The organism is Sphingomonas sp. CFBP 8765, assembly GCF_014841445.1.
Lineage (GTDB): Bacteria > Pseudomonadota > Alphaproteobacteria > Sphingomonadales > Sphingomonadaceae > Sphingomonas > Sphingomonas aerolata.
In genome coordinates this window covers 19,873-42,262 of record NZ_JACYTY010000001.1, presented here as the reverse complement: position 1 = coordinate 42,262, position 22,390 = coordinate 19,873, and the positions used below count along the sequence as shown (strand labels likewise).

The 22,390-nt window shown below is 67.2% G+C and carries 18 protein-coding genes; 9 read left to right on the top strand and 9 right to left on the bottom strand.

Features of this window, described 5'->3' with window-relative positions:
- Positions 1 to 63 precede the first annotated feature (63 nt).
- Complete coding sequence (gene mltG, locus IFT87_RS00180) at positions 64 to 1,032, top strand: endolytic transglycosylase MltG (protein WP_192007137.1); 969 nt, start codon at positions 64 to 66, stop codon at positions 1,030 to 1,032.
- Positions 1,033 to 1,283: 251 nt separating this feature from the next.
- On the opposite strand, the gene eda is transcribed toward mltG, so the two are convergent.
- The 8 genes from eda to IFT87_RS00140 form a co-directional block, all read right to left on the bottom strand.
- Positions 1,284 to 1,868 carry a bifunctional 4-hydroxy-2-oxoglutarate aldolase/2-dehydro-3-deoxy-phosphogluconate aldolase gene (gene eda / locus IFT87_RS00175; protein WP_249403142.1) on the bottom strand — a complete coding sequence of 195 codons (585 nt, stop codon included), beginning with the start codon at positions 1,866 to 1,868 and terminating at the stop codon, positions 1,284 to 1,286.
- Between the two features lie 32 nt (positions 1,869 to 1,900).
- Positions 1,901 to 2,869, bottom strand: coding sequence for a glucokinase (gene glk / locus IFT87_RS00170; RefSeq protein ID WP_031396123.1), 969 nt, complete (start codon positions 2,867 to 2,869; stop codon positions 1,901 to 1,903).
- Positions 2,870 to 2,957: 88 nt separating this feature from the next.
- On the bottom strand, positions 2,958 to 4,772 hold the full coding sequence (gene edd / locus IFT87_RS00165; RefSeq protein WP_192007135.1) for a phosphogluconate dehydratase: 1,815 nt from the start codon (positions 4,770 to 4,772) through the stop codon (positions 2,958 to 2,960).
- 1 nt (position 4,773) lies between these two features.
- Positions 4,774 to 5,478, bottom strand: a complete 705-nt coding sequence (gene pgl, locus IFT87_RS00160; protein WP_031396120.1) for a 6-phosphogluconolactonase — start codon at positions 5,476 to 5,478, stop codon at positions 4,774 to 4,776.
- A 251-nt stretch (positions 5,479 to 5,729) separates the two neighbouring features.
- Complete coding sequence (gene zwf, locus IFT87_RS00155) at positions 5,730 to 7,193, bottom strand: glucose-6-phosphate dehydrogenase (protein ID WP_037528659.1); 1,464 nt, start codon at positions 7,191 to 7,193, stop codon at positions 5,730 to 5,732.
- 23 nt (positions 7,194 to 7,216) lie between these two features.
- Positions 7,217 to 8,146, bottom strand: a complete 930-nt coding sequence (gene argC / locus IFT87_RS00150) for an N-acetyl-gamma-glutamyl-phosphate reductase (protein WP_192007133.1) — start codon at positions 8,144 to 8,146, stop codon at positions 7,217 to 7,219.
- Positions 8,143 to 8,574: a hypothetical protein gene (locus IFT87_RS00145; RefSeq protein ID WP_235188378.1), complete on the bottom strand. Its 432-nt coding sequence runs from the start codon at positions 8,572 to 8,574 to the stop codon at positions 8,143 to 8,145. The genes argC and IFT87_RS00145 overlap by 4 nt, the downstream gene beginning before the upstream one ends.
- On the bottom strand, positions 8,513 to 8,830 hold the full coding sequence (locus tag IFT87_RS00140) for a MarR family transcriptional regulator (protein WP_192007131.1): 318 nt from the start codon (positions 8,828 to 8,830) through the stop codon (positions 8,513 to 8,515). The genes IFT87_RS00145 and IFT87_RS00140 overlap by 62 nt, the downstream gene beginning before the upstream one ends.
- 234 nt (positions 8,831 to 9,064) lie before the next feature.
- On the opposite strand from IFT87_RS00140, the gene secG reads away from it, so the two are divergent.
- Positions 9,065 to 9,457 (top strand): preprotein translocase subunit SecG, encoded by a 393-nt coding sequence (gene secG, locus IFT87_RS00135; RefSeq protein WP_031395050.1) that lies wholly within the window; start codon positions 9,065 to 9,067, stop codon positions 9,455 to 9,457.
- Between the two features lie 84 nt (positions 9,458 to 9,541).
- A complete protein-coding gene (locus IFT87_RS00130; RefSeq protein ID WP_031395051.1) occupies positions 9,542 to 11,176 on the top strand; it encodes a CTP synthase in 1,635 nt (544 codons plus the stop codon).
- Between the two features lie 363 nt (positions 11,177 to 11,539).
- Here the strand turns inward: IFT87_RS00130 and IFT87_RS00125 are convergent, their stop codons facing one another.
- Complete coding sequence (locus IFT87_RS00125) at positions 11,540 to 12,004, bottom strand: Hsp20 family protein (RefSeq protein ID WP_031440813.1); 465 nt, start codon at positions 12,002 to 12,004, stop codon at positions 11,540 to 11,542.
- Positions 12,005 to 12,246: 242 nt separating this feature from the next.
- Here IFT87_RS00125 and IFT87_RS00120 point away from each other — a divergent pair, with 242 nt between their 5' ends.
- The 6 genes from IFT87_RS00120 (at position 12,247) to dnaE (ending at position 22,379) form a co-directional block, all read left to right on the top strand.
- A complete protein-coding gene (locus IFT87_RS00120; RefSeq protein WP_037528653.1) occupies positions 12,247 to 14,709 on the top strand; it encodes a TonB-dependent receptor in 2,463 nt (820 codons plus the stop codon).
- Between the two features lie 478 nt (positions 14,710 to 15,187).
- Positions 15,188 to 16,438, top strand: a complete 1,251-nt coding sequence (locus tag IFT87_RS00115) for a lipoprotein-releasing ABC transporter permease subunit (protein ID WP_031396032.1) — start codon at positions 15,188 to 15,190, stop codon at positions 16,436 to 16,438.
- Complete coding sequence (locus IFT87_RS00110) at positions 16,431 to 17,144, top strand: ABC transporter ATP-binding protein (RefSeq protein WP_052149002.1); 714 nt, start codon at positions 16,431 to 16,433, stop codon at positions 17,142 to 17,144. Before IFT87_RS00115 ends, IFT87_RS00110 begins: the two co-directional genes overlap by 8 nt.
- The gene (locus IFT87_RS00105; protein ID WP_192007129.1) at positions 17,141 to 17,737 is read left to right on the top strand and encodes a GNAT family N-acetyltransferase; all 597 of its coding nucleotides are present in this window, start codon (positions 17,141 to 17,143) and stop codon (positions 17,735 to 17,737) included. The genes IFT87_RS00110 and IFT87_RS00105 overlap by 4 nt, the downstream gene beginning before the upstream one ends.
- Positions 17,734 to 18,210 (top strand): glutathione peroxidase, encoded by a 477-nt coding sequence (locus tag IFT87_RS00100; RefSeq protein ID WP_192007127.1) that lies wholly within the window; start codon positions 17,734 to 17,736, stop codon positions 18,208 to 18,210. The genes IFT87_RS00105 and IFT87_RS00100 overlap by 4 nt, the downstream gene beginning before the upstream one ends.
- Before the next feature lie 680 nt (positions 18,211 to 18,890).
- Positions 18,891 to 22,379 carry a DNA polymerase III subunit alpha gene (gene dnaE, locus IFT87_RS00095; protein ID WP_037528649.1) on the top strand — a complete coding sequence of 1,163 codons (3,489 nt, stop codon included), beginning with the start codon at positions 18,891 to 18,893 and terminating at the stop codon, positions 22,377 to 22,379.
- Positions 22,380 to 22,390: the final 11 nt, after the last annotated feature.

The window sequence follows — 22,390 nt, the reverse complement described above, 5'->3', positions numbered from 1 at the left end:
GTGAATGGTGCTTTTATCGGAGGGCCTGCCCAACTGGGCCCCGGCCTCCGCCGGGGAACGTTAATGCGCAAGGTCGGCTGTTTCGGAGTGATTCTCGCCCTCGTGGCGATCGTCGCGCTGTTCCTCGTCGTCCAGGGCTGGGGCGGCGCCGGCCCGGCCGCGCGCACGCTCACCGTCCAGGTCGCGCATGGGTCAAGCCTCGCCGCCGCCGCGACCGAGCTCGAAAAGGCCGGCGCGATCCGCTCCGCCAGCCGCTTCCGCCTCTACGCCCGCATCTTCGGCTCGGGCGATCCGATCAAGGCGGGCGAATACCGCATCCCCGCAAACGCCAGCCCGTCCGACATCCTGAAGCTGATGCAGGGCGGCAAGGTCGTCCAGCGGCTGGTCGCGGTCCCCGAGGGCTATCCCTCGGTCCTCGTCCACGACGCGCTGATGAAGGCCGACGGGCTGACCGGTACCGTGCCCGTCCCCGCCGAAGGCTCGATCCTGCCCGACAGCTATGCGTTCGAACGCGGCGACACGCGCGCCACGGTCGTCGCGCAGATGCAGTCGGCGATGACCGCCTATCTCGCCAAGGCCTGGGCGGCGCGCAAGCCGGGCATCGCGGTGGCGACCCCCGAACAGGCGATCATCCTCGCCTCGATCGTCGAGAAGGAAACCGGCAAGCCGTCCGAGCGTCGCATGGTCGCCGCGGTTTACGGCAACCGCCTGCGCGTCGGCATGCCGCTTCAGGCGGATCCGACCGTCATCTACCCGATCACCAAGGGTCGCCCGCTCGGCCGCCGCATCCTGCGTTCCGAACTGCAGGCGAAGAACGGCTACAACACCTATGCCAGCCCCGGCCTGCCGCTCGGCCCGATCGCCAATCCCGGCCGCGCCTCGATCGACGCGGTGCTCGACCCGGCGCAGACCCAGGCGCTGTATTTCGTCGCGGACGGCACCGGCGGCCATGTCTTCGCCGACACGCTCGACCAGCACAACGCCAACGTCCGCAAATGGTACGCAATCCGCAAGGCCCGCGGCGAGATGTAATCGCCCCCTCGGCGCCTGACACCATGGCGCCGGGTCGCTCAGCCACCCCGTTCGTCCCGAGTAGCTGCTGAGCGAAGTCGAAGCGGCGTATCGAGGGACAATTGGCGCACGGGCCCCCTCCGTCGATACCCCCTCTTCGGATAAGCGGTGCTTCGATACGAGCCCTCGATACGCCCCATCGGGGCTACTCGGTCTCTACTCGGCACGAACGGGGAGGGGGGACGTGGGCACCAGTGCCGCACGTCCGATCCTTACCCCCGCAGCGCGTTGGCCGCGCGCGCCTTCATCTCGATCTCGGCCATCGTGCCCCCGGTCACCCAGCTCCCGCCGACGCACAGCACCGGCTTGAACGCGAGCCACTCGGGTGCGCTGGCCTCGGTGATCCCGCCGGTCGGGCAGAACCGCGCCTGGTAGAACGGCGCCGCCAGCGCCTTCAGCGCCTTCAGCCCGCCGCTCGCCTCAGCCGGGAAGAACTTGAAATGCGTGAGGCCGAGGTCGAGCCCGGTCATGATGTCCGCCGCATTGGCGATGCCCGGCAGGAACGGCACGCCGCTCTCGATGATCGGCGTCGCGAGCCGCTCGGTCAGGCCGGGCGAGACGATGAACTCGGCGCCCGCGTCCATCACCTCGGCGAACTGGCGCGTGTTGACGACGGTGCCCGCACCGACGATCGCGCCCTCGACCTTCTTCATCTCGGCGATCGCCTCGAGCGCGGCGCCGGTGCGCAGCGTCACCTCGAGCACGCGCAGGCCGCCCGCGACCAGCGCCTCGGCGAGCGGACGGGCGAGCGCCGCGTCCTCGATCACCAGCACCGGGATGACGGCGCTGGTCTGCATGATGTTTGCAATAGTGGGCAAGGCTGTGGCGGTCATTGCGTGTGTTCCTGTGCGAAGGCAGCCGCGGCGCCGAACAGGCCGGGCTGGGGATGGGTGATCAGCTTGACGGGCATCGCCGCCATCATCGTCTGGAACCGGCCCTTGGCGACGAAGCGCTGGTCGAAGCCCGAGCGGACCAGACGGTCCTTGATCCGGAAGCCGAGCCCGCCCGCGATCACCACCGCCTTGGCGCCCTGCGCGAGCGCGAGATCGCCCGCCACCGCGCCGAGCGCGAGGCAGAAGCGGTCGAGCGCTGCGAGTGCGATCGAATCGGTGCCGTCGATCGCTTCGGTCCAGATCGTCCGGTCGTCGCGGCTGGGCACCGAACGCCCCTCCATCTCGGCGAGCGTCTCGTAGATCGCGACGATCCCCGGCCCGGCGACGACGCGCTCGGCCGACACGCGCGTGAAGGTCTTGCGCAGCCGCTTGAGCAGCGCGTCCTCGATCCCGTCGAGCGGCGCGAAGTCCATGTGACCGCCCTCGGTCTCCAGCACCTGGTACCGGTCACGGTGCCGCAGCAGCTGTGCGACGCCCAGGCCGGTGCCCGGTCCGCAGATCGTCGTGATCCCCTCGGACGGCAGCGGCGTGTCGGGGCCGCACAGATGGATGAAGTCGCTGTCGGGGACCTGCGCGACGGCATGGCCGACCGCGCCGAAATCATTGACGACGACCCACTGGTCCGCGTTGAGCCGCTCGGTGATCAGCGACTTGCGGATGATCCACGGGTTGTTGGTCAGGCGGATCACGTCGTTGGCGACCGGCGACGCGACTGCGATGCCCAGCGCGCGGGGCAGGGGCCGTCCCAGCCCCGCCTCGAACGCCTGATAGGCGGTCTGCAGCGACGCATGATCCGCGGTCTTCATCGTCACCGGCTCGCCCAGCTTGACGACGCGGCCATTCTCGACCTCGGCAATCGCAAAGCGCGCATGCGTCCCGCCGATATCTGCCGCTACGATTTCCATTGGTCTCTCCCGATCCTTGATCTCTTATCGCCGTTCGTCCTGGGCGACGTCGAAGGACATCGCCCGGAACGAACGGTAGGCGCGGGCTCTAGAGCCCCGCGCCCGCCAGCATCGCCGACGCGCCCTTTTCGGCCTCGTCGGCCAGCCCGCGGAACATGCCGAACAGCTCGCGGCCCATGCCGCTGACCGCGGGCGGCAGCGTCACCATCTCGCGCGTCGCCCACACGTCCGCATCGACCAGCGCTTCCAGCGTGCCGTTGACCGCATCGACGCGGATCATGTCGCCGTCGCGGATCAGCCCGATCGCGCCGTCGAGCAGCGCTTCCGGCGAGCAATGGATCGCGCACGGCACCTTGCCGCTCGCACCCGACATGCGGCCATCGGTGACCAGCGCCACCTTGAACCCGCGATTCTGCAGCACGCCCAGCGGCGGGGTCAATTTGTGCAGCTCGGGCATGCCGTTCGCGCGCGGCCCCTGGAAGCGGACGACGACGACGACGTCCTTTTCCAGCTCGCCGCGCTTGAACGCCTCGATCACGTCGAGCTGGTCGTCGAACACCATTGCGGGCGCCTCGACGATCCAGCGCTCGCGTTCGACCGCGGACACCTTGATGCACGCGCGGCCGATATTGCCCGCGAGGATCCGCATGCCGCCATCTGCCGCGAAGGGCGCGGTGGCCGGACGCAGGATCGTCTCGTCACCGCTGTCGGGCGTGTCGCGCCATTCGAGCGCACCGTCCGCGACGACCGCGGTCTTGGCATAGGCCGACAGGTCCTGCCCGCCGATCGTCATGATGTCGCCGTGGAGCAGCCCTTCGCCCAGCAGTTCGCGGATCACATAGGGCATGCCGCCCGCCGCCTCGAACGCGTTCACGTCCGCCGAGCCATTGGGATAGACACGCGCGATCAGCGGCACCGCCGCCGACAGGCGATCGAAATCCTCCCAGTCGATCACGATCCCCGCCGCACGCGCGATCGCGGGGACGTGGAGCAGATGGTTGGTCGAGCCGCCCGTCGCGAGCAGGCCGACCGCCGCGTTCACGATCGCGCGCTCGTCGACGCAGCGGCCGAGCGGCCGGTAATCGTCGCCGCGCGCCCCGATCTTCGCGAGCCTATGGACCGCCGCGCGCGTCAGTTCCTGGCGCAGCTTGGTACCCGGATTGACGAACGCCGCGCCCGGCATGTGGAGGCCCATGACCTCCATCATCATCTGGTTGGTGTTGGCGGTGCCATAGAAGGTGCAGGTGCCCTTCGAATGATAGGCGCCGATCTCCGCCTCGAGCAGTTCCTCGCGGCCGACCAGCCCTTCGGCGAACTTCTCGCGCACCGCGGCCTTGGCCTTGTTGGGCAGCCCGGTCGGCATCGGCCCGCCCGGGATCAGCACCATCGGCAGATGCCCGAAGCGCAGCGCGCCCATCAGCAGCCCCGGCACGATCTTGTCGCAGATGCCGAGCAGCGCCGCGCCCTCGAACGTGCCGTGGCTCAGCGCGATCGCGGTCGACAGCGCGATCGTGTCGCGGCTGAACAGCGACAGCTCCATCCCCGGATAGCCCTGCGTCACGCCGTCGCACATCGCCGGCACGCCGCCCGCGACCTGCGCGGTTGCGCCGGCCTCGCGCGCCCAGACCTTCATCAGTTCGGGATAGCGGTAATAGACCGCATGCGCCGACAGCATGTCGTTATACGCCGTCACGATGCCGATGTTCATGCCGGCATCGGCCTTCATCGCATCGCGGTCCTCCTCGGTCCCCGCATAGGCATGCGCGAGGTTCGCGCAGCCCAGCGACGGCCGGCGCACCTGCGCCTCGCCCTCGCGGTCGATCAGCGCGAGATAGGCGGCGCGGCTGTCGCGCGACCGTTCGATGATCCGGTCGGTGACCGCGGAGACGACGGCGTTCAGCATCTCAGGCGGCCCAGTGGATGTCGACGGGCAGCTCGACCTCGGCCAGCACGCGCCCGATCGGATATTTGGACGACGGACCCTGCTCGATCGCCTGTTCGAGCAGCGTCTTCTTCTCCTCGCCGGTGATCATGATCATCAGCGCCTTGGACGACGCGATCGCCGCGGCGGACAGGGTGACGCGCGCGACCGGGGCCTCGGGCGGCAGCGGCTCGGGCATCACGCCCACCGCGCGGCGTTCCTTGGGACCGCTCAGCGCCTCGTCGAAATCGGGGCCGGGGAAGATCGACGCGGTATGGCCGTCGGTGCCCATGCCCAGCAGGCAGAAGTCGAGCGGCCAGTGCAGGTCCTGCATCAGCGCATCCGCCGAGCGGCCAGCGGCCTTATAGTCGGAGATCGCATCGGGGACGATCGGCTTCACCCGCGCCCCCTTAGGCAGGAAGATCTTGGCGAGCGCGGTGACGTTCGACATCGGATCGCCCAGCTTCACGATCCGCTCGTCGCCGGGAATGATCGTGACCTTCTTCCAGTCGAGCTTGGCCTGGGCGAGCTTCTCATACGCCGCCATCGGCGTCTTGCCGCCCGCCAGCGCGATCACCGCCGAGCCGCGCGCGTCGAGCGCGCTCTCGATGACGAACTGGATGTCGCCGGCAACCGCGGCTGCGAGCTCCTCGGTGTCCTCGTAATCCCACCATTCGATCTCGGTCATATGCTCAAACTCACTTAGAAATTAGTGTTCGTGCCCAACAGTTCAGGTCGTGTCCGCCAGTCCCGTTCGCACCCAGCAGTCCCGTTCCTACTCAGCGGCCCGTTCGTACCGACCAGTCCCGTTCGTGCCGAGTAGGGATCGAGCGAAGCCGAGAGCCCGTATCGAGGTACAATGCCACAACCGGGCCGATCCCTCGATACGCCATCTCGACAAGCTCGACGGCTACTCGGGACGAACGGAGGAAAACATGCTCAGTCGTCCTGCCAGGTCACGCCGTCGCGCTCGGTCAGCGCGATCGCGGCGGACGGGCCCCAGCTGCCCGACGGATAGCTTTTGGGCTTCATTCCGTTCGCTTTCCAGCCCTCGCGGATCGCATCGATCCAGGTCCACTGCGCCTCGACCTCGTCACGCCGCACGAACAGCGTCTGGTCACCCTCGATCAGGTCGAGCAGCAGCCGCTCATAGGCGATCCGCCGGCGCGTGCCCGCAAACTCGGCGTCGAGGCTGAGGTTGAGCGGCACCTCGCGCAGCCGCACGCCCTCACGGTCGAGCCCCGGCTCCTTCGCCATCACCAGCAGCTGGACATGCTCTTCGGGCTGCAGGCGGATGATCAGCATGTTGGGCTGGAGCAGCCCGCCGCGGCCCGCGAACATCGAATGCGGCACCGCCTTGAACTGGATCGCGATCTCGCTGCCGCGTGCCGCCATCCGCTTGCCGGTGCGCAGGTAGAAGGGCACGCCCTGCCAGCGCCAGTTGTCGACATGCGCCTTGATCGCGACGAACGTCTCGGTGGTCGACGTCTGGCCGAGCTCCTCCGAATAGCTCTTCACGAACTTCCCGTTGACCGCGCCCTCGGCATATTGCCCGGTCACGGTGACGTGCGGCGCCTCCTCGGGCTTGATCAGCCGCAGCGATCGGAACACCTTCGACTTCTCGTCGCGCACGTCGGTGCCCTCGAACCGCGCGGGCGGCTCCATCGCGATCAGCGCGAGCAGCTGCAGGATATGGTTCTGCACCATGTCGCGCAGCGCGCCCGCGCTCTCGTAATAGCCCGCGCGTTCCTCCAGCCCGACCGTCTCGGAGATCGTGATCTGGACGTTGTCGATCCCTTGCGCATTCCACACCGGCTCGAAGAACGAGTTGCCGAAGCGCAGCGCGAGGATGTTCTGGACGGTTTCCTTGCCCAGATAATGATCGATCCGGTAAGTCCGGTTCTCGGGAAACGCCTTGGCGACCGCGTCGTTGATCTCGCGGCTCGTCGGCAGGTCGTAGCCCAGCGGCTTCTCGAGCCCGACGCGGACCGTCTCGCCCGCAAGCCCGACCTTGTGCAGCCCCTCGATCGCCGATTCGAACAGCGACGGCGCAGTCGACAGATAGATGGCGAGCCCGCCCGAAATGTCGCCGATCTTGTCCGCCAGCGGCTGGAAGCTCGCCGGATCGGACAGGTCGGTCGGCTGGTAATGCACGCGCTCGAGGAACGCGTCGATCGTCCCCGCATCCTTGCGATCGTCCTTCAGATACTCGTCGAGCGCGGCCCTCGCGAAGGTGCGATACGCCGCGTCGTCGTGATCGTGACGCGCCGCGCCGGTGATCGTCAGCCCCTCGGGCAGCAGCCCGTCGGCGTGCAGGCCATAGAGCGAGGGCAACAGCATCCGCTGCGCGAGATCGCCGGTGGCGCCGAACAGGAGCAGCTTGGCTACGGGATTACGGTGCATGAGAGCTCCTGGGTCAGTCGGTCTTACGAAACCAGACCGGCGACCGGGTCGACCCCGGCCATGATGTTGAGGTTCTGGACCGCGGCGCCGCCGGCGCCCTTGCCCAGATTGTCGAGTGTCGCGACCAGCCGCGCGTGACCGGTCGCATCGTTGCCGCAGACGCGCAACGTCAACCGGTCGGTTCCGGCATTTTCCTCGATCGCGATCGCCGCCGCATCGCCCGCCGCCACGGTCACGAGCGCCGCGCCGTCATAGGCCTGCCGCAGCACGTCCTCGACCGCCGCCAGCGTCGGCCGGCCGGGCAGGGCATGAAGGTGCAACGGCACCTCGACGACCATCCCGCGATAGGTGTTGGCGACCGCGGGCGCGAAGATCGGCGCATGCGTCAGCGCGGCATGCTGCGTCATCTCGGCGATGTGCTTGTGCGCAAGGCCCAGCGCATAGGCGCGGAACGCGGTCGGGGTGGCGCCGGCCCCCTCGAACTCCGCGATCATCGCCTTGCCGCCGCCCGAATAGCCCGACGTCGCGTTGACGCTCAGCGGATGGCCCGCCGGCAGCAGCCCGGCCGCGACCAGCGGCGCGACGAGCGCGAGGAAACCGGTCGGATAGCAGCCGGGGTTCGACACCCACGTCGCCGCGGCGATCCGCGCGGCCTGGCCCGGCAGCTCGGCGAACCCATAGGTCCAGCCCGGCGCGACGCGGTGTGCGCTCGACGCGTCGATCACCCGCGTGCGGTCATTGTCGATCAGCGCGACCGCTTCGCGCGCGGCATCGTCGGGCAGGCAGAGGATGACGAAATCGGCATCGTTGAGCGCCGCGCGCCGTGCCGCGGGATCCTTGCGGTTCGCCTCGTCGAGCAACGCGATCCGGATGTCGGACCGCCCGGCGAGCCGGTCGCGGATCTCGAGCCCGGTGGTGCCCGCCGCACCGTCGATGAAGACCGTCGCGGTCATGCCGCCACCGCCTTGCCGTCCGGCAGGTCGAGCGCGTCGATCTCGACATAGCCGACAAGGCCGTGCGGCTGCGCGACGCCCCAGGCGGACGATCCCGCAATCTCGAGCACTTCGATCGTGTCGCCGACTGCCAGCGCGGTGACCGGATCGCTGGCCGTGTCGCGGCCCGCGCGCAGCGTCGCGGTGCGCGCGACCAGCCGGATCATCGGCACCGCATAATGCGGCGCGAAGACATGCTCGGCGAGGCGGATGTCGGCAATGTCGCGGCGGACCGCGTGCGTGCGCAGGTCGAGATCGACCGAACGCCCGGTCAGCGCGAAACTCTGGCGACGCGAGTCGGCAGAATCACGCGGCTGAATGACGCCGTCAGGCTGTCGCGGCGCGGGGCGCGGCGTGGTTATCGCCGATGAACTGCCCGAATTCTTCAAGAAAATCTGCCCCTTCACTCGTCCGCGCGACGAAGATGTTGCGCTTGTCGCTATCGTCGCGTTGCCGGCGCAGATAGCCGAGGGCACCCAATCTGTTCAAGGCGCGCGTGACGACGGGCTTCGATACGTTCAGTGCACGCGCCAGACCGCGCACCGTATGCGGGCCGGGTTTGAGATAGACGAGCAGCAAAAGCGCCATCTGGCGATTGGTCAGATCCGGTTCACCCGAACGGACATAATCGACCAGAGCCGTCATCCACGTCGATAGAGTATTGACTGCCATTGATGCCACAGCGTTGATCCGCCATCTGAATTTCAGGGTCTACGTCCCGTTAAGGAACGTCATTACGCTGTCACAACGCCCGCCCGCACGGCTTGTTTCCGTGTGTTTCGGTGTCGTGTGCGATATCCGGAGCCCGGGATGCGGTTGATCGTTGCCGCCGGCTCGCCTATGTGCGCGGCTTCGTAAAGTTCCGGGGTTTTCCGCGCAATGTTCGCCTTCCTGCTTGTCATCCACGCGATCATCGCGGCCGCCCTCGTCACCGTGATCCTCATGCAGCGGTCGGAAGGCGGCGGTCTGGGCATGGGCGGCAGTCCCTCGGGGCTGATGTCGGCCCGCGGCGCCGCCGATTTCCTGACGCGCGCAACGGGCGTGCTCGGGACGATGTTCGTGCTGTTCTCGATCCTGCTCGCGATCCTCGCGGCGAATCACCGCAGCACCGACATCGACACGTCGCTCGCCCGCACGCCGGCGGCCGCCGCCACCGCGGTTCCGACCGCGGAGCCCAAGGGCGATGCGGCACCGTTCGCCGGTGGTGCAGAGAATGCTGGCGCCGCCGCACCGGCGCCCGCCGACAATGGCGCGGTCCCGCTCGCCCGCTAAACACTCCATTCGCCGACAAAAGCGCCCTGCGTGATCCGCGGGCGCTTGTCGTTCGTCCCCAACACACGCTACGAGACTCTTCCCATGGCTCGGTACATTTTCATCACCGGGGGCGTGGTATCGTCGCTCGGTAAAGGTCTCATGGCGGCATCGCTTGCCGCCCTCCTCCAGGCACGCGGCTACAGCGTCAGGATCCGGAAGTTCGATCCGTATCTGAACGTCGATCCCGGCACGATGTCGCCCTATCAGCACGGCGAGGTCTATGTGACCGACGACGGCGCCGAGACCGATCTCGACCTCGGTCACTATGAACGCTTCACCGGCGTGCCCTCGCGCCAGTCGGACAACGTCACTTCCGGCCGCATCTATCAGCAGATCATCGCGCGCGAACGCCGCGGCGACTATCTCGGCGCGACGGTGCAGGTCATCCCGCACGTCACCGACGCGATCAAGGCGTTCGCGCGCGCCGAGACCGACGATGTCGACTTCGTGCTCTGCGAGATCGGCGGCACCGTCGGCGACATCGAATCGCTCCCCTTCATCGAGGCGATTCGCCAGCTGAAGAACGAGGAAGGGCGCGGCAAGGCGATCAGCATCCACGTGACGCTCGTCCCCTATATCGCCGCCGCGGGCGAGCTGAAGACCAAGCCGACCCAGCATTCGGTCCGCGAACTCGCCGCCCTCGGCGTCCAGCCCGACGTGCTCGTCTGCCGCTGCGAACACCCGCTGCCGCCGTCGGAGCGCGCGAAGATCGCGCTGTTCTGCAATGTCCCCGCCAGTGCGGTCATCCCCGCGCTCGACGCGAAGAGCATCTATGCGGTGCCGCTCCAGTATCACGGCGAGGGCCTCGATATCGAAGTGCTGCGCGCGTTCGGGATCGAACCGGCCGCTGCGCCCGATTTGTCGCGCTGGACCGAGATCATGGACCGGCTGACCAATCCGCAGGGTGAGGTCACGATCGGCGTGGTCGGCAAATATGTCGGGCTGCAGGACGCCTACAAGTCGCTCAACGAGGCGCTGGTCCATGGCGGCATCGCCAACCGCGTCAAGGTCAACGTGCGCTGGATCGACGCCGAGCTGTTCGAGAATGCCGAAAGCGACATCGCCGGCCAGCTCGAGCCCTGCGACGCGATCCTCGTCCCCGGTGCGTTCGGCGAACGCGGCGCGGAGGGCAAGATCGCCTCGGTCAAGTTCGCGCGCGAACGCAAGATCCCCTATTTCGGGATCTGCTTCGGGATGCAGATGGCGTGCGTCGAGGGCGCACGCGGTCTCGGCGGCGTCCCCGATGCCTCGTCGACCGAATTCGGCCCGACCGACAAGCCGGTGGTCGGCATGATCACCGAATGGATGGGCCGCGAGGGTCTCGAGACGCGCGCGGCCGAGGGCGATCTCGGCGGCACGATGCGGCTCGGCGCCTATGACGCCAAGCTCGACGGCAACAGCGTCGTCGCGGCGATCTATGGCGGCACCGACATCTCGGAACGCCATCGTCACCGCTACGAGGTGAATACGGGCTACAAGGACGTGCTCGAACAGGGCGGTCTGGTCTTCTCGGGCATGTCGCCCGACGGCACGCTGCCCGAGATCGTCGAGCGTCCCGACCATCCCTGGTTCGTCGGCGTCCAGTTCCACCCCGAACTCAAAAGCAAACCCTTCGACCCGCACCCCCTGTTCGCCAGCTTCATCGAAGCCGCCGTCAAACAGAGCCGCCTCGTCTGACCCGACCGGGCGCCCTCACGGGCGCCCGCCAGAGCGAATATCGATCACGCGAAGGCGCAAAGGCGCAAAGGGACCCAGAATCTTAGCGCCTTCGCGCCTTCGCGCGAACAAAAACCCTCTCCGCACAGTCCGAACAGAAGAAGTGGTTCACGCGGAGACGCGAAGGCGCGGAGAGAAATCGTGGCCTACCGCAGTCGGCCTCACTCCGGTTCGCGCAGGAATTCATGAGGGCCGCGACGCGGCCAGGAAAATCTCCGCGCCTCCGCGCCTCCGCGCGAACAAATTCTTCTAAATCCGAACCCCAGACATCAAAAAGGCGCCCGGACCCCAAGGATCCGGACGCCCCGCAGCGCTGACCAAAAATCAGGCAGCCTGATCGACAGCAACCGTATCGACCGCAGCCAGCGGCGCGCCGGTCTTGATCGCGATGCTCTTCGGCTTCATCGCCTCGGGCACTTCGCGGACCAGGTCGATCACCAGCAGCCCGTCGTTCAGCCGCGCATCCTCCACCAGCACGAAGTCCGCCAGCTCGAACCGCCGCTCGAACGAGCGGTTGGCGATGCCGACATGGAGCAGCTGGCCCTCGGGCGCGCGCTCCTCCTTCTTGCCCGCGACCAGCAGCAGGTTCTGCTGCGCGGTGATCGCGATCTCGTCGCGCGAGAAGCCGGCGATCGCCAGCGTGATGCGGTAACGGTCCTGCGCGATCCGCTCGAGGTTGAACGGCGGGTAATTGTCGGACGTCGCGGCGCGCGCGTTCGTCTCGATCATGTCGAACAGCCGGTCGAACCCGACGGTCGAGCGGCGATAGGGGGTAAGGTCGAGTCGCATGGTCAAATCCTCGTCTTGAGCAATCCAACATCAGCCCTGGCCCGCCTGTGCGCGGCCCGGGCACACGGCCCATCAGGCGCCGTGCGGCAGTGATCTGGTCACCCCGCAAAAACCTTCAAGATCGCCCCGCCAAGATTTTTTAAAGGCCCTCGATAGCCCAGCTTTGCCCCCGCAAAGCCGTTCCCGATTGAACTCCCACCAAATCAATGGACTTTTAGCGCCAAGGTTCAAGGGAGACGATCATGGCCCATATTTTCGCGATGCTGGTCGCCGCACAGGCGGCCGCATCACCGCTGCCGGCACCCGCCGATCAGGCCGCACCCGCGCCGCAGGACGCACAGCGCGACACAGGCCGGCTGGGCGCGGCACAGCAGGGCGGGGGAGACATCGTCGTCACCGCGCGCCGCCGCGCCGAGACGATCCAGAGCGTGCCGATCGCGATGTCGGTGATCGGCGGCCAGGCGATCGCCGACACCGGCGCATACAACGTCAACCGCATCACGCAGCTTCAGCCGACGCTGCAATTCTACTCGACCAACCCGCGCAACTCCGCCGCCAACATCCGCGGGCTCGGCGCGCCGTTTGGGCTCACCAATGACGGCATCGAACAGGGCGTCGGCATCTATGTCGACCAGGTCTATTACAGCCGCATTGCGTCGGCGACGTTCGACTTCACCGACACCGAACGGATCGAGATCCTGCGCGGGCCGCAGGGCACGCTCTACGGCAAGAACACCACCGCGGGCGCGATCAACATCTACACGCGCAAGCCCAGCTTCACCCCCGAGGCACGGATCGAGCTCACCACCGGCAATCTCCGCTTCGTCCAGGCCAAGGCGTCGGTGTCGGGCCCGCTCGTCGACGACCGGCTCGCGATCCGCCTGTCCTCGTCGATCACCCGGCGCGACGGCACGATCCGCAATCTCCGCACCGGCAAGGACGTCAACGCGCAGGACAATCAGAGCTTGCGCGGCCAGCTGTTTTGGCACGCGACCGGCAATCTCGATCTCACGCTGTCGGGCGACTATAATCACCAGAACCCCGATTGTTGCGCGCAGATCTTCGCACGCGTCGGCACCACGCAGCGGCCCGTGTCGCGGCAATATGACGCGCTCGCCGCCGCACTCAAATACACCCCGCCGTCGCGCGACGCGTTCGACCGCGTGACCGATCTCGACACCCCGCTGCGCGCACGGCAGGAGCTGGGCGGCGCCGCGCTGCTCGCCGAATGGGATCTCGGACCAGTGTCGCTGACCTCGGTCTCGGCATGGCGCATCTGGGACTGGAAGCCGTCGAACGACCGCGACTTCATCGGCCTGCCGATCACCTCGGTCTCGGCCAACCCATCGCAGCAGGAACAGGTCAGTCAGGAGGTCCGCCTCTCGTCGAACGGCCGCAACACCGTCGATTACGTCGCCGGGCTGTTCTACTTCCACCAGACGATCGACACGCAGGGGCTCCAGGTCCAGGGCGCCGCCGCCAGCCGCTACCTGCTCAACCCGACCAGCGCGAACGCATCCAACCCCGCGGTGCTCGACGGCCTGACCGCGACCAACACGATCGGCTTCAAGAACACGTCCGCGGCCGGGTTCGGCAAGGTGACGTGGCACATTGCCGACAAGCTCTCCTTCGCCCCGGGCGTCCGCGTCAATTACGACAGGAAGACCGGCTCCTATGTGTCTGTCGTAACGACGGGGGCAGGGGCGGTGCTCAACTGCTCGACGACCGCGCAGGCAGCCAGCTCGGTCACCCGCGACCGGTGCAGCACGCTCGCGCCCCAGGTCTACACCCCCGCCTTCGACGACTGGAACGTGTCGGGCGACGCGACGCTCGCCTATGACGTCGCCCAGGACATCCACGCCTATGCGACCTATGCGCGCAGCTACAAATCGGGCGGCATCAACCTGTCGGGGCTCCCGCTCGACGGCGCGAACAACCCGATCCTCGCCTCCGCGACGGTCAAGCCCGAGACGGTCAACCATTACGAACTCGGCCTCAAGACCCAGTTTCTCGACCGCCGCGTGACGCTCAACATCGCGGGCTTCTGGACCGAGATCAACGATTACCAGGCGACCGTCACCAACGGGCAGCTGGGCGTGCTGCGCGGCTATCTGGCGAATGCGGGCAAGGTGCGGACGCGCGGGTTCGAATTCGACTCGGCGTTCCGCCCGACGTCGCGCTTCAACCTCTACGTCAACGGCGCCTATACCGACGCCAAATATGTCCGCTTCGTCGATGCGCCATGCCCGCCCGAGCTGTCGGGCGGCACCACCGCGACCGCGAGCCAGACGCCGAGCCCGGCAGGAACCCCGGGCGGGATCAGCCCCGCAAACTGCGACATTTCGGGCCAGCGCCTGCCGGGCATCTCCAAATGGGCCTTCTCCTACGGCGCGGAATACGACCTGCCCGCACGGATCGGCGGTCTCGATGGCCAGGTGTATCTGGGCTATGACGGCAGCTACCGCTCGACCTTCTCGTCCAACCCGTCCGCCTCGGCCTATACCGACATCAAGGGCTATGCGCTCGGCAATGTCCGGCTGGGGTTCCGCGGCGAGGACCGGCTGAACGTCTTCGCCTGGATCCGCAACGTCTTCGCGAAGGATTATTACGAATTGCTCGCGCTGCAATCGGGCAGCACGGGGCTGGTCGTCGGCCAGCCGGGCGATCCGCGCACGTACGGCGTCACGATCTCGCGCTCGTTCTGATACGGTTCACAAACGCTGCTCTACTCTATCTGCTATAAAGAGAGATCCGGGCGAAGGGTGAGAATTGGAAGCTCCCACTCTTCGTCCGGTGCCTGTTGCACTTCGGGGGTTCCAGGAACGGCGAATAGTGTATTCGTTGTAAGGAAAATGGCCCGGACAAGCAAACGCCCGGACCGTTTCCGATCCGGGCGCCTGCGTGACGATCGCTCGTCAGCCCCCATTTTGTCGCTTCCGCTCTGCACCTTCGGTGCGGCGTCAAAGCATTCCCCGAACCACGGCCGTTGCCTGTGTCTCAGCGAGGTTTTTGCTAAGTAATTGCGTGGTGTTTGTCACCCTGTTTGCGGGGCGCGCCACACGATTGGCCGGGCCCTGTGTCGAATCCGCAACAGACCAATCCAGACGCGGCCATGGTTGCCTCGCGCGGGGCCGCGTCCTAGAGCCGATGGACATCTCTTCTAACGATCGAACCCCCGCACCCATGATCCTGTCACGCTATGAACGGATGATCGCCCGGCGCTATCTGCTGCCGGGCAAGGGCGAGGCGTTCATCTTCCTCGTCGCCTCGATCAGCCTGGTCGCCGTCATGCTCGGCGTCGCCGCGCTCGTCATCGTGATGAGCGTGATGAACGGCTTCCGTGCCGAGCTGTTCGACAAGATCGTCGGGCTCAACGGCCATGCGGTGGTCCAGCCGCTCGGCGGCCGGATGCCCGACTGGCGCGAGATCGTCGCACAGGCGCGCGCCACTCCCGGCGTCACCAGCGCGGTGCCGCTGATCGAACAGCCGCTCGCCGCCACCTATAACGGCCGCGCGGAGGCGGTGCTGGTCCGCGGCATGCGCGTCGACGACATCCGCCGCAACTCGACGATCCAGGACAAGGTTCTGATGGGGTCGCTCCAGTCGATCACGCAAGGGTCCGGCCGGATCGCGATCGGCTCGCGGCTCGCCGAGTCGCTCGGCGCGCAGGTCGGCTCGGACATCTCGCTGTTCAGCCCGCAGGGCCAGACTACGCCGTTCGGCACCGTGCCGCGCATCGTCAGCTACAAGGTCGGCGCGATCTTCGAGATCGGCGTCTACGACTATGACAAAGCGTATATCATCATGCCGATCGAGGATGCGCAGACGCTCCTCCTGATGGGTGACGCCGCGGGCATGGTCGAGCTGAAGACCGTCGATGCGGACAAGGTCGGCGAGATCCTGCGGCCGCTCGCCGAGAAGATCGGCGGCCGCGCGGTCATCCAGGACTGGCGGACGATGAACGCGCAGCTGTTCGAGGCCTTGGCGGTCGAGCGCGTCGCGATGTTCACCGTGCTGTCGATCATCATCCTCGTCGCGGTGTTCAACATCCTGTCCTCGCTGATCATGCTGGTCCGCGCCAAGACTCGCGACATCGCGATCCTGCGGACGATGGGCGCGACGCGCGGCGGGCTGATGCGGATCTTCATCGTCGTCGGCACGACGATCGGCGCGCTCGGCACGCTCGCCGGGCTCGGGCTCGGCTTCGTCTTCCTGTTCTACCGGCAGGGCGTGGTGAACTTCGTCCAGCTCGTGACGGGGCAGAATCTCTGGGATCCCTCGATCCGCTATCTGACCGAACTCCCGTCGAAGACCGATCCGGTCGAGATCATCGTGATCGCGCTGATGGCGCTGATCTTCAGCTTCCTCGCCACGCTCTATCCGGCCTGGAAGGCGGCGAGTACTGACCCCGTGCAGGTGCTGCGTTATGAATAATGGCCTTCCGATCGAGCGGCGCAGCGCGCAGGCGTACGACTATGTCCTGCAGACCAGCGGTCTGACCAAAAGCTTCACGCAGGGCGGCGCGACGATCGACGTGCTGCGCGGCATCGACCTCGCAATCGCACCGGGCGAGATCGTCGCGCTGCTCGGCCCCTCGGGCTCGGGCAAGTCGACCCTGCTCCAGGCGGTCGGCCTGCTCGAAGGTGGCTTCCAGGGATCGATCAAGATCGCCGGTACCGAGGCGTCGAAGCTCAACGCGCATGACCGCACGGTGGTACGCCGCGACAGCCTCGGCTTCGTCTATCAGTTCCATCACCTCCTCCCCGATTTCAACGCGACCGAGAATGTCGTCCTGCCACAGCTCGTCCACGGCGCGACGCGCGCACAGGCGGATGCGCGTGCGGCCGAACTCCTGACCCAGCTCGGGCTCGGCCACCGCCTCACGCACCGCCCCAGTCAGCTCTCAGGGGGCGAGCAGCAGCGTGTCGCGGTAGCCCGCGCGCTCGCCAACAAGCCCGCGCTGGTGCTGGCGGACGAGCCGACCGGCAATCTCGACGAGCATACCGCCGACATCGTCTTTGCCGAATTCGTCCGGCTTGTCCGCGAACAGGGCACCGCGGCGCTGGTCGCGACCCACAACGAGCGGCTCGCTGCGCGGATGGACCGCGTGTTCCGGCTGCACGAGGGCCGGCTGGCTTGAGCTGGGACGCGACACCGACGCTCGTCGGGCGTCACGTCACGCTCCGCCCGCTGGTCGCGGCGGACAAGGACGCGCTCGTGGCCGCCGCGTCTGCGGATGATCTCTGGGACCTGTTCTACGCCAATGTCGCGCTGATGAAGGCGCCCGACCGCTGGCTCGCGGCGGCGTTCGAGCAGCAGGACTTTGGCCGCGCGCGGGTCTTCGCGGTGGTCGTCGACGGCATCGTCCGCGGCAGCACCCGCTTCATGCGGATTAGCGCGGCCAACAAGCGGCTCGAGATCGGCGGCACCTTCTACGCCACCGCGGTCCAGCGCACTGGCGTCAATACCGAGGCCAAGCGGATGCTGCTCGCCCACGCCTTCGACACGCTCGGCTGCGAATGCGTCCAGATCCGCACCGACAGCCTCAACAAGCGCTCACAGGCCGCGATCGAGCGGCTCGGCGCGAAACGCGACGGCGTGTTGCGCGGGCACCAGGTGATGGCGGACGGCCGCTTGCGCGACACCATCGTCTACAGCATCCTTCGCCACGAATGGCCGGGTGTCCGTCAGAACCTGACCTATCTGCTCGCCCGACACGAGGACCGCGCATGACCATCACCGACTTCACCGTGAAGGCCGCCAACGGCACCCCCGCGTCGCTCGCGGCCTATGCCGGCAAGGTGCTGCTGATCGTCAACACCGCCTCCAAATGCGGCTTCACCCCGCAATATGAGGGGCTCGAGGCGCTCCACCGCGACTATGCCGATCGCGGGTTCGAGGTTCTGGCCTTCCCCTGCAACCAGTTCGGCGCACAGGAACCCGGCGACGCGGCAGAGATCGCGAACTTCTGCACGCTCACCTACGACGTGACCTTCCCCGTCTTTGCGAAAGTCGACGTCAACGGCGGCGAGGCGGACCCGCTGTTCGACCGCCTGAAATCGGACGCCCCCGGCGTGCTCGGCTCGAAGGCGATCAAATGGAACTTCACCAAGTTCCTGATCGACCGCGCGGGCAAGGTCGTCGACCGCTACGCCCCCACCACCAAACCCGCCGACCTCCGCACCGACATCGAAAACCTGCTCTAGCGCGCCCTTACTACCACCCCGGCGAAGGCCGGGGCCCAGTTGGAAAGGCCACAGTAACGAAGCGCAGACCTCGGTCAGCAACGTCCCCCAACTGGACCCCGGCCTCCGCCGGGGTGGTAGTTTTGGGCAGCACCTGCACCACAAGACTGGTCCCCCGCGAAGGCAGGGACCCAGCCCGGAGTCCCACCTCCCTTCCGGACCACCCCGGCGAAGGCCGGGGCCCAGTTGGAAAGGCCACAGTAACGAAGCGCAGACCTCAGTTAGCAACGTCCCCCAACTGGGCCCCGGCCTCCGCCGGGGTGGTAGTTTTGGGCAGCACCCGCACCACAAGACTGTTCCCCCGCAAAGGCAGGAACCCAGCCCGGACTCCCACCTCCTTTCCTACCACCCCGGCGAAGGCCGGGGCCCAGTTGGAAAGGCCACAGTAACGCAGCGCAGACCTCAGTTGGCAACGTCCCCCACCCGGGCCCCGGCCTCCGCCGGGGTGGTCATTGTAGGCAGCACCCTCACCACAAGACTGTTCCCCCGCGAAGGCGGGGGCCCAGACTGGGCTCCCGCCTTCGCGGGAGAACAGCCTCGAACCAAAAGCCCACACACATAGACTCAACTCATCGCGTCCCACCCCGCACCCCCCGCCATCGCGTCTGGTCGAATCACGCCGCAACGCCTACCTCTCACCCATGCATTCCGGTTACGTCCCGCTCCGCGTCTTTTCCTGCTACACCATGCTCGACGGCGCGATCGATCCCAAGGCGATCGCCAAGCAGGCGCGCGCGCTCGGCTTCCCCGCCGCCGCGCTGACCGACCGCAACGGCCTCTACGCCGCGATGGCCTATTCGGACGCCGCCAAGAAGGACGGCGTCCAGCCCGTCATCGGCGTGATGCTCGGGCTCAGCCGCCCCGACATGCCCGACGGCATCGCCACCCCGTTCGACTGGATCGCGCTCTACGCACAGAACGCGAAGGGCTATGACAATCTCTGCGCGCTCGTCTCGATGGCGCATCTCGACCGCCCGATCGAGATGCCCGCGCATGTCGATTTCGCCGCGCTCGAGCGCCATGCCGACGGGCTGATCGCACTGACCGCGGGCGGCGAGGGCGGTCTCGCCCGGCTGTTCGCGGAGGGCCAGCCCGACCGCGCCCGCGCCTATCTAGACCGCCTCCAGGGCCTGTTCGGCGACCGCCTCTACATCGAACTGTCACGCCGCGGCGACGCGACCGAGATCGCCGCCGAGGACGCGCTGATCGACATCGCCTACGACCGCAACCTGCCGCTGGTCGCGACCAACCCGTGCTGCTTTACCGAAAGCGCGTTCGGCGACGCGCACGACGCCATGCTCTGCATCGCGCATTCGACCTATGTCGAGACCGAGGACCGCATCCGCAGCTGCCCCGAAGCGTGGATGAAGCCCGCGCCGGTGATGCACGAGATGTTCGCCGACCTGCCCGAGGCGATCGCCAACACTTTGGTCGTAGCCCAGCGCTGCGCGGTCATGGCGCCCTACCGCAAGCCGATCCTTCCCAGCCTCGCCGGCGATATCGAGGGCGAGGCGAAACTGCTCCGCGACGACGCCGAGGCCGGGCTCGAAAAGCGTCTGGCACGCATCACCGAGCTGCACGGAGAGGCCGAGGACGGCTGGCGCGACGTCTATCGCGCGCGGCTCGCCTTCGAGGTCGACGTGATCGTCCAGATGGGCTTTCCCGGCTATTTCCTGATCGTCGCCGACTTCATCAAATGGGCGAAGGATCACGACATTCCGGTCGGTCCGGGCCGTGGCTCGGGCGCAGGCTCGGTCGTCGCCTGGGCGCTGACGATCACCGATCTCGATCCGATCAAGCTCGGCCTGCTGTTCGAGCGCTTCCTGAACCCGGAACGCGTGTCGATGCCCGATTTCGACATCGACTTCTGCGAAACCCGCCGCGGCGAGGTGATCCGCTACGTCCAGGAGAAATACGGCCGCGATCAGGTCGCGCAGATCATCACCTTCGGTAAGCTGAAGGCACGCGCGGTGCTGAAGGACACCGGCCGCGTGCTGCAGATGAGCTATGGCCAGATCGACCGGCTGGCGAAGCTCGTCCCCAACCACCCGACCGATCCCTGGACGCTCGAGCGCGCGCTGAACGGCGTCGGCGAACTCGCCAAGGAATATGCCAACGACAATGGCGTGCGAAAGCTGCTCGATCTGGCGATGAAGCTGGAGGGGCTGCCGCGCCACTCGTCGACGCATGCCGCCGGCGTGGTGATCGGCGACCGCCCGCTCGCGCAGCTCGTCCCCCTCTATCGCGATCCGCGTTCGGACATGCCCGTCACGCAGTTCGACATGAAATATGTCGAGGGCGCAGGCCTCGTGAAGTTCGACTTTCTCGGGCTGAAGACGCTCTCGGTGCTCCAGAAGGGCGTGCAATTGCTCGCCAAGCGCGGGATCAAGGTCGATCTCGACGCGCTCGAATGGGATGACGCGGGCGTCTACGCGCTGCTCCAGAAGGGCGACACGGTCGGCGTGTTCCAGCTCGAATCGGAGGGGATGCGCCGCACGCTGTCCGCGGTCCGCCCGTCCAACTTCGGCGACATCATCGCGCTCGTCTCGCTCTACCGACCGGGCCCGATGGACAATATCCCGTCCTTCGGCCGCCGCAAGAACGGCACCGAGACGATCGAATATCCGCACCCTGCGCTCGAATCGATCCTGTCGGAGACCTACGGGATCTTCGTCTACCAGGAACAGGTCATGCAGGCCGCGCAGATCCTCGCGGGCTTCTCGCTCGGCGGCGCCGATCTGCTGCGCCGCGCGATGGGCAAGAAGATCAAGGCCGAGATGGACGCGCAGCGTGCGATCTTCGTCGAGGGCTGCGCCAAGGTGAACAATATCCCGAAGGCGAAGGCCAACGAGCTGTTCGACTTGATCGACAAGTTCGCAGGCTACGGCTTCAACAAGAGCCACGCCGCCGCCTATGCGCTGCTCGCCTATCAGACCGCGTGGCTGAAGGCGCATCACCCGCACGAATTCTTCGCTGCGTCGATGTGCTACGATCTGCACCAGACCGACAAGCTCGCGATCTTCACCGACGACATGCGCCGCCTAGGCATCGCCACGCTGCCGCCCTGCATCAACGCGAGCCAGGCCGAGTTCGACGTCGAGGTGAAGGACGGCGAACCCGCGGTCCGCTACGCCCTGGGCGCGCTGAAGAGCGTGGGCGAAGGCGCGATGGAGAAGCTCATCGTCGAGCGCGTTCAGAACGGCCCGTTTGCCGGGCTCGACGATCTCGCCAAGCGCGTCGACCCGCGCCTCCTCAACAAGCGCCAGCTTGAGACGCTCGCCGCCGCGGGCGCGTTCGACGGGTTCGAGCCCAATCGCGCCGGGATCCACGCCACCGCCGAGACGATCCTCGCGATCGCCGCCCGCACCCACGCCGCCAAGACCAGCGGGCAGGGCGGTCTGTTCGGCGATGCGGAACCCGCGGGCGACGCGATCAAGCTGCCGCCGTCAGTCCGCTGGACGCTCAGCCAGCGCATGGATCAGGAGAAGGAGGCGTTCGGCTTCTACTTCTCCGCGCACCCGGTCGACCGCCACCGCCACATCGCCAACAGCCACGGCGCGCGCGCCTATACCGCCTTGTCGGAGCTCAACATCCCCGACGACGGCAGCCGCGCCGGCGCGACGATGGCGGTGCTGGTCGAGGACGCGCGCTACCGCACGTCGGCGCGCGGCAAGCGCTTCATGATGGCACAATGCTCGGACGCCAGCGGCCAGTTCATGGCGACCTGTTTCGACGATCAGGTCTCGAAGGATCTCGAGGACGCCGCCAAGGCGGGCGGCTGCGGCCTCATCACCGTCGAGCTCGACCGCAAGCCCGGCGAGGACACGCCGCGCGTCAGCATCAAGCGGATCCAGCCGTTCGAGGGGCTCGCCAACATCGCGCGCTTCCAGGTCGTCGTGACGATCTCGGACATGGCCGCCTTCGCCGGGCTCGCGTCCTTGCTCGCCGATCACCGCGGTGCGCGCGGCGAGGTGCGCGTCCGCGCGATGCTCCCCGACGGCGAGGTCAGCATCCTGCTCGGCCGCGATTTCCTGCTCGACGGCGAGCTTGCAGAGCACATCGAGTCGTTGCACGGTGTGACAAAGGTGGAGCTCAAGACCTCGGAAACGCGGCTGGCTCTCGTCGGATAATTGCTTGGGAG

What these genes read in the sequence shown, in the direction of transcription:
- mltG (WP_192007137.1), top strand. Translation starts at nt 64, where the DNA reads ATGCGCAAGGTCGGCTGTTTCGGAGTGATTCTCGCCCTCGTGGCGATC.
- IFT87_RS00125 (WP_031440813.1), bottom strand. Translation starts at nt 12,004, where the DNA reads ATGCGACTCGACCTTACCCCCTATCGCCGCTCGACCGTCGGGTTCGAC.
- IFT87_RS00115 (WP_031396032.1), top strand. Translation starts at nt 15,188, where the DNA reads ATGATCCTGTCACGCTATGAACGGATGATCGCCCGGCGCTATCTGCTG.
- eda (WP_249403142.1), bottom strand. Translation starts at nt 1,868, where the DNA reads ATGCAGACCAGCGCCGTCATCCCGGTGCTGGTGATCGAGGACGCGGCG.
- secG (WP_031395050.1), top strand. Translation starts at nt 9,065, where the DNA reads ATGTTCGCCTTCCTGCTTGTCATCCACGCGATCATCGCGGCCGCCCTC.
- IFT87_RS00110 (WP_052149002.1), top strand. Translation starts at nt 16,431, where the DNA reads ATGAATAATGGCCTTCCGATCGAGCGGCGCAGCGCGCAGGCGTACGAC.
- IFT87_RS00140 (WP_192007131.1), bottom strand. Translation starts at nt 8,830, where the DNA reads ATGACGGCTCTGGTCGATTATGTCCGTTCGGGTGAACCGGATCTGACC.
- IFT87_RS00100 (WP_192007127.1), top strand. Translation starts at nt 17,734, where the DNA reads ATGACCATCACCGACTTCACCGTGAAGGCCGCCAACGGCACCCCCGCG.
- glk (WP_031396123.1), bottom strand. Translation starts at nt 2,869, where the DNA reads ATGGAAATCGTAGCGGCAGATATCGGCGGGACGCATGCGCGCTTTGCG.
- argC (WP_192007133.1), bottom strand. Translation starts at nt 8,146, where the DNA reads ATGACCGCGACGGTCTTCATCGACGGTGCGGCGGGCACCACCGGGCTC.
- pgl (WP_031396120.1), bottom strand. Translation starts at nt 5,478, where the DNA reads ATGACCGAGATCGAATGGTGGGATTACGAGGACACCGAGGAGCTCGCA.
- zwf (WP_037528659.1), bottom strand. Translation starts at nt 7,193, where the DNA reads ATGCACCGTAATCCCGTAGCCAAGCTGCTCCTGTTCGGCGCCACCGGC.
- IFT87_RS00120 (WP_037528653.1), top strand. Translation starts at nt 12,247, where the DNA reads ATGGCCCATATTTTCGCGATGCTGGTCGCCGCACAGGCGGCCGCATCA.
- IFT87_RS00130 (WP_031395051.1), top strand. Translation starts at nt 9,542, where the DNA reads ATGGCTCGGTACATTTTCATCACCGGGGGCGTGGTATCGTCGCTCGGT.
- edd (WP_192007135.1), bottom strand. Translation starts at nt 4,772, where the DNA reads ATGCTGAACGCCGTCGTCTCCGCGGTCACCGACCGGATCATCGAACGG.
- dnaE (WP_037528649.1), top strand. Translation starts at nt 18,891, where the DNA reads ATGCATTCCGGTTACGTCCCGCTCCGCGTCTTTTCCTGCTACACCATG.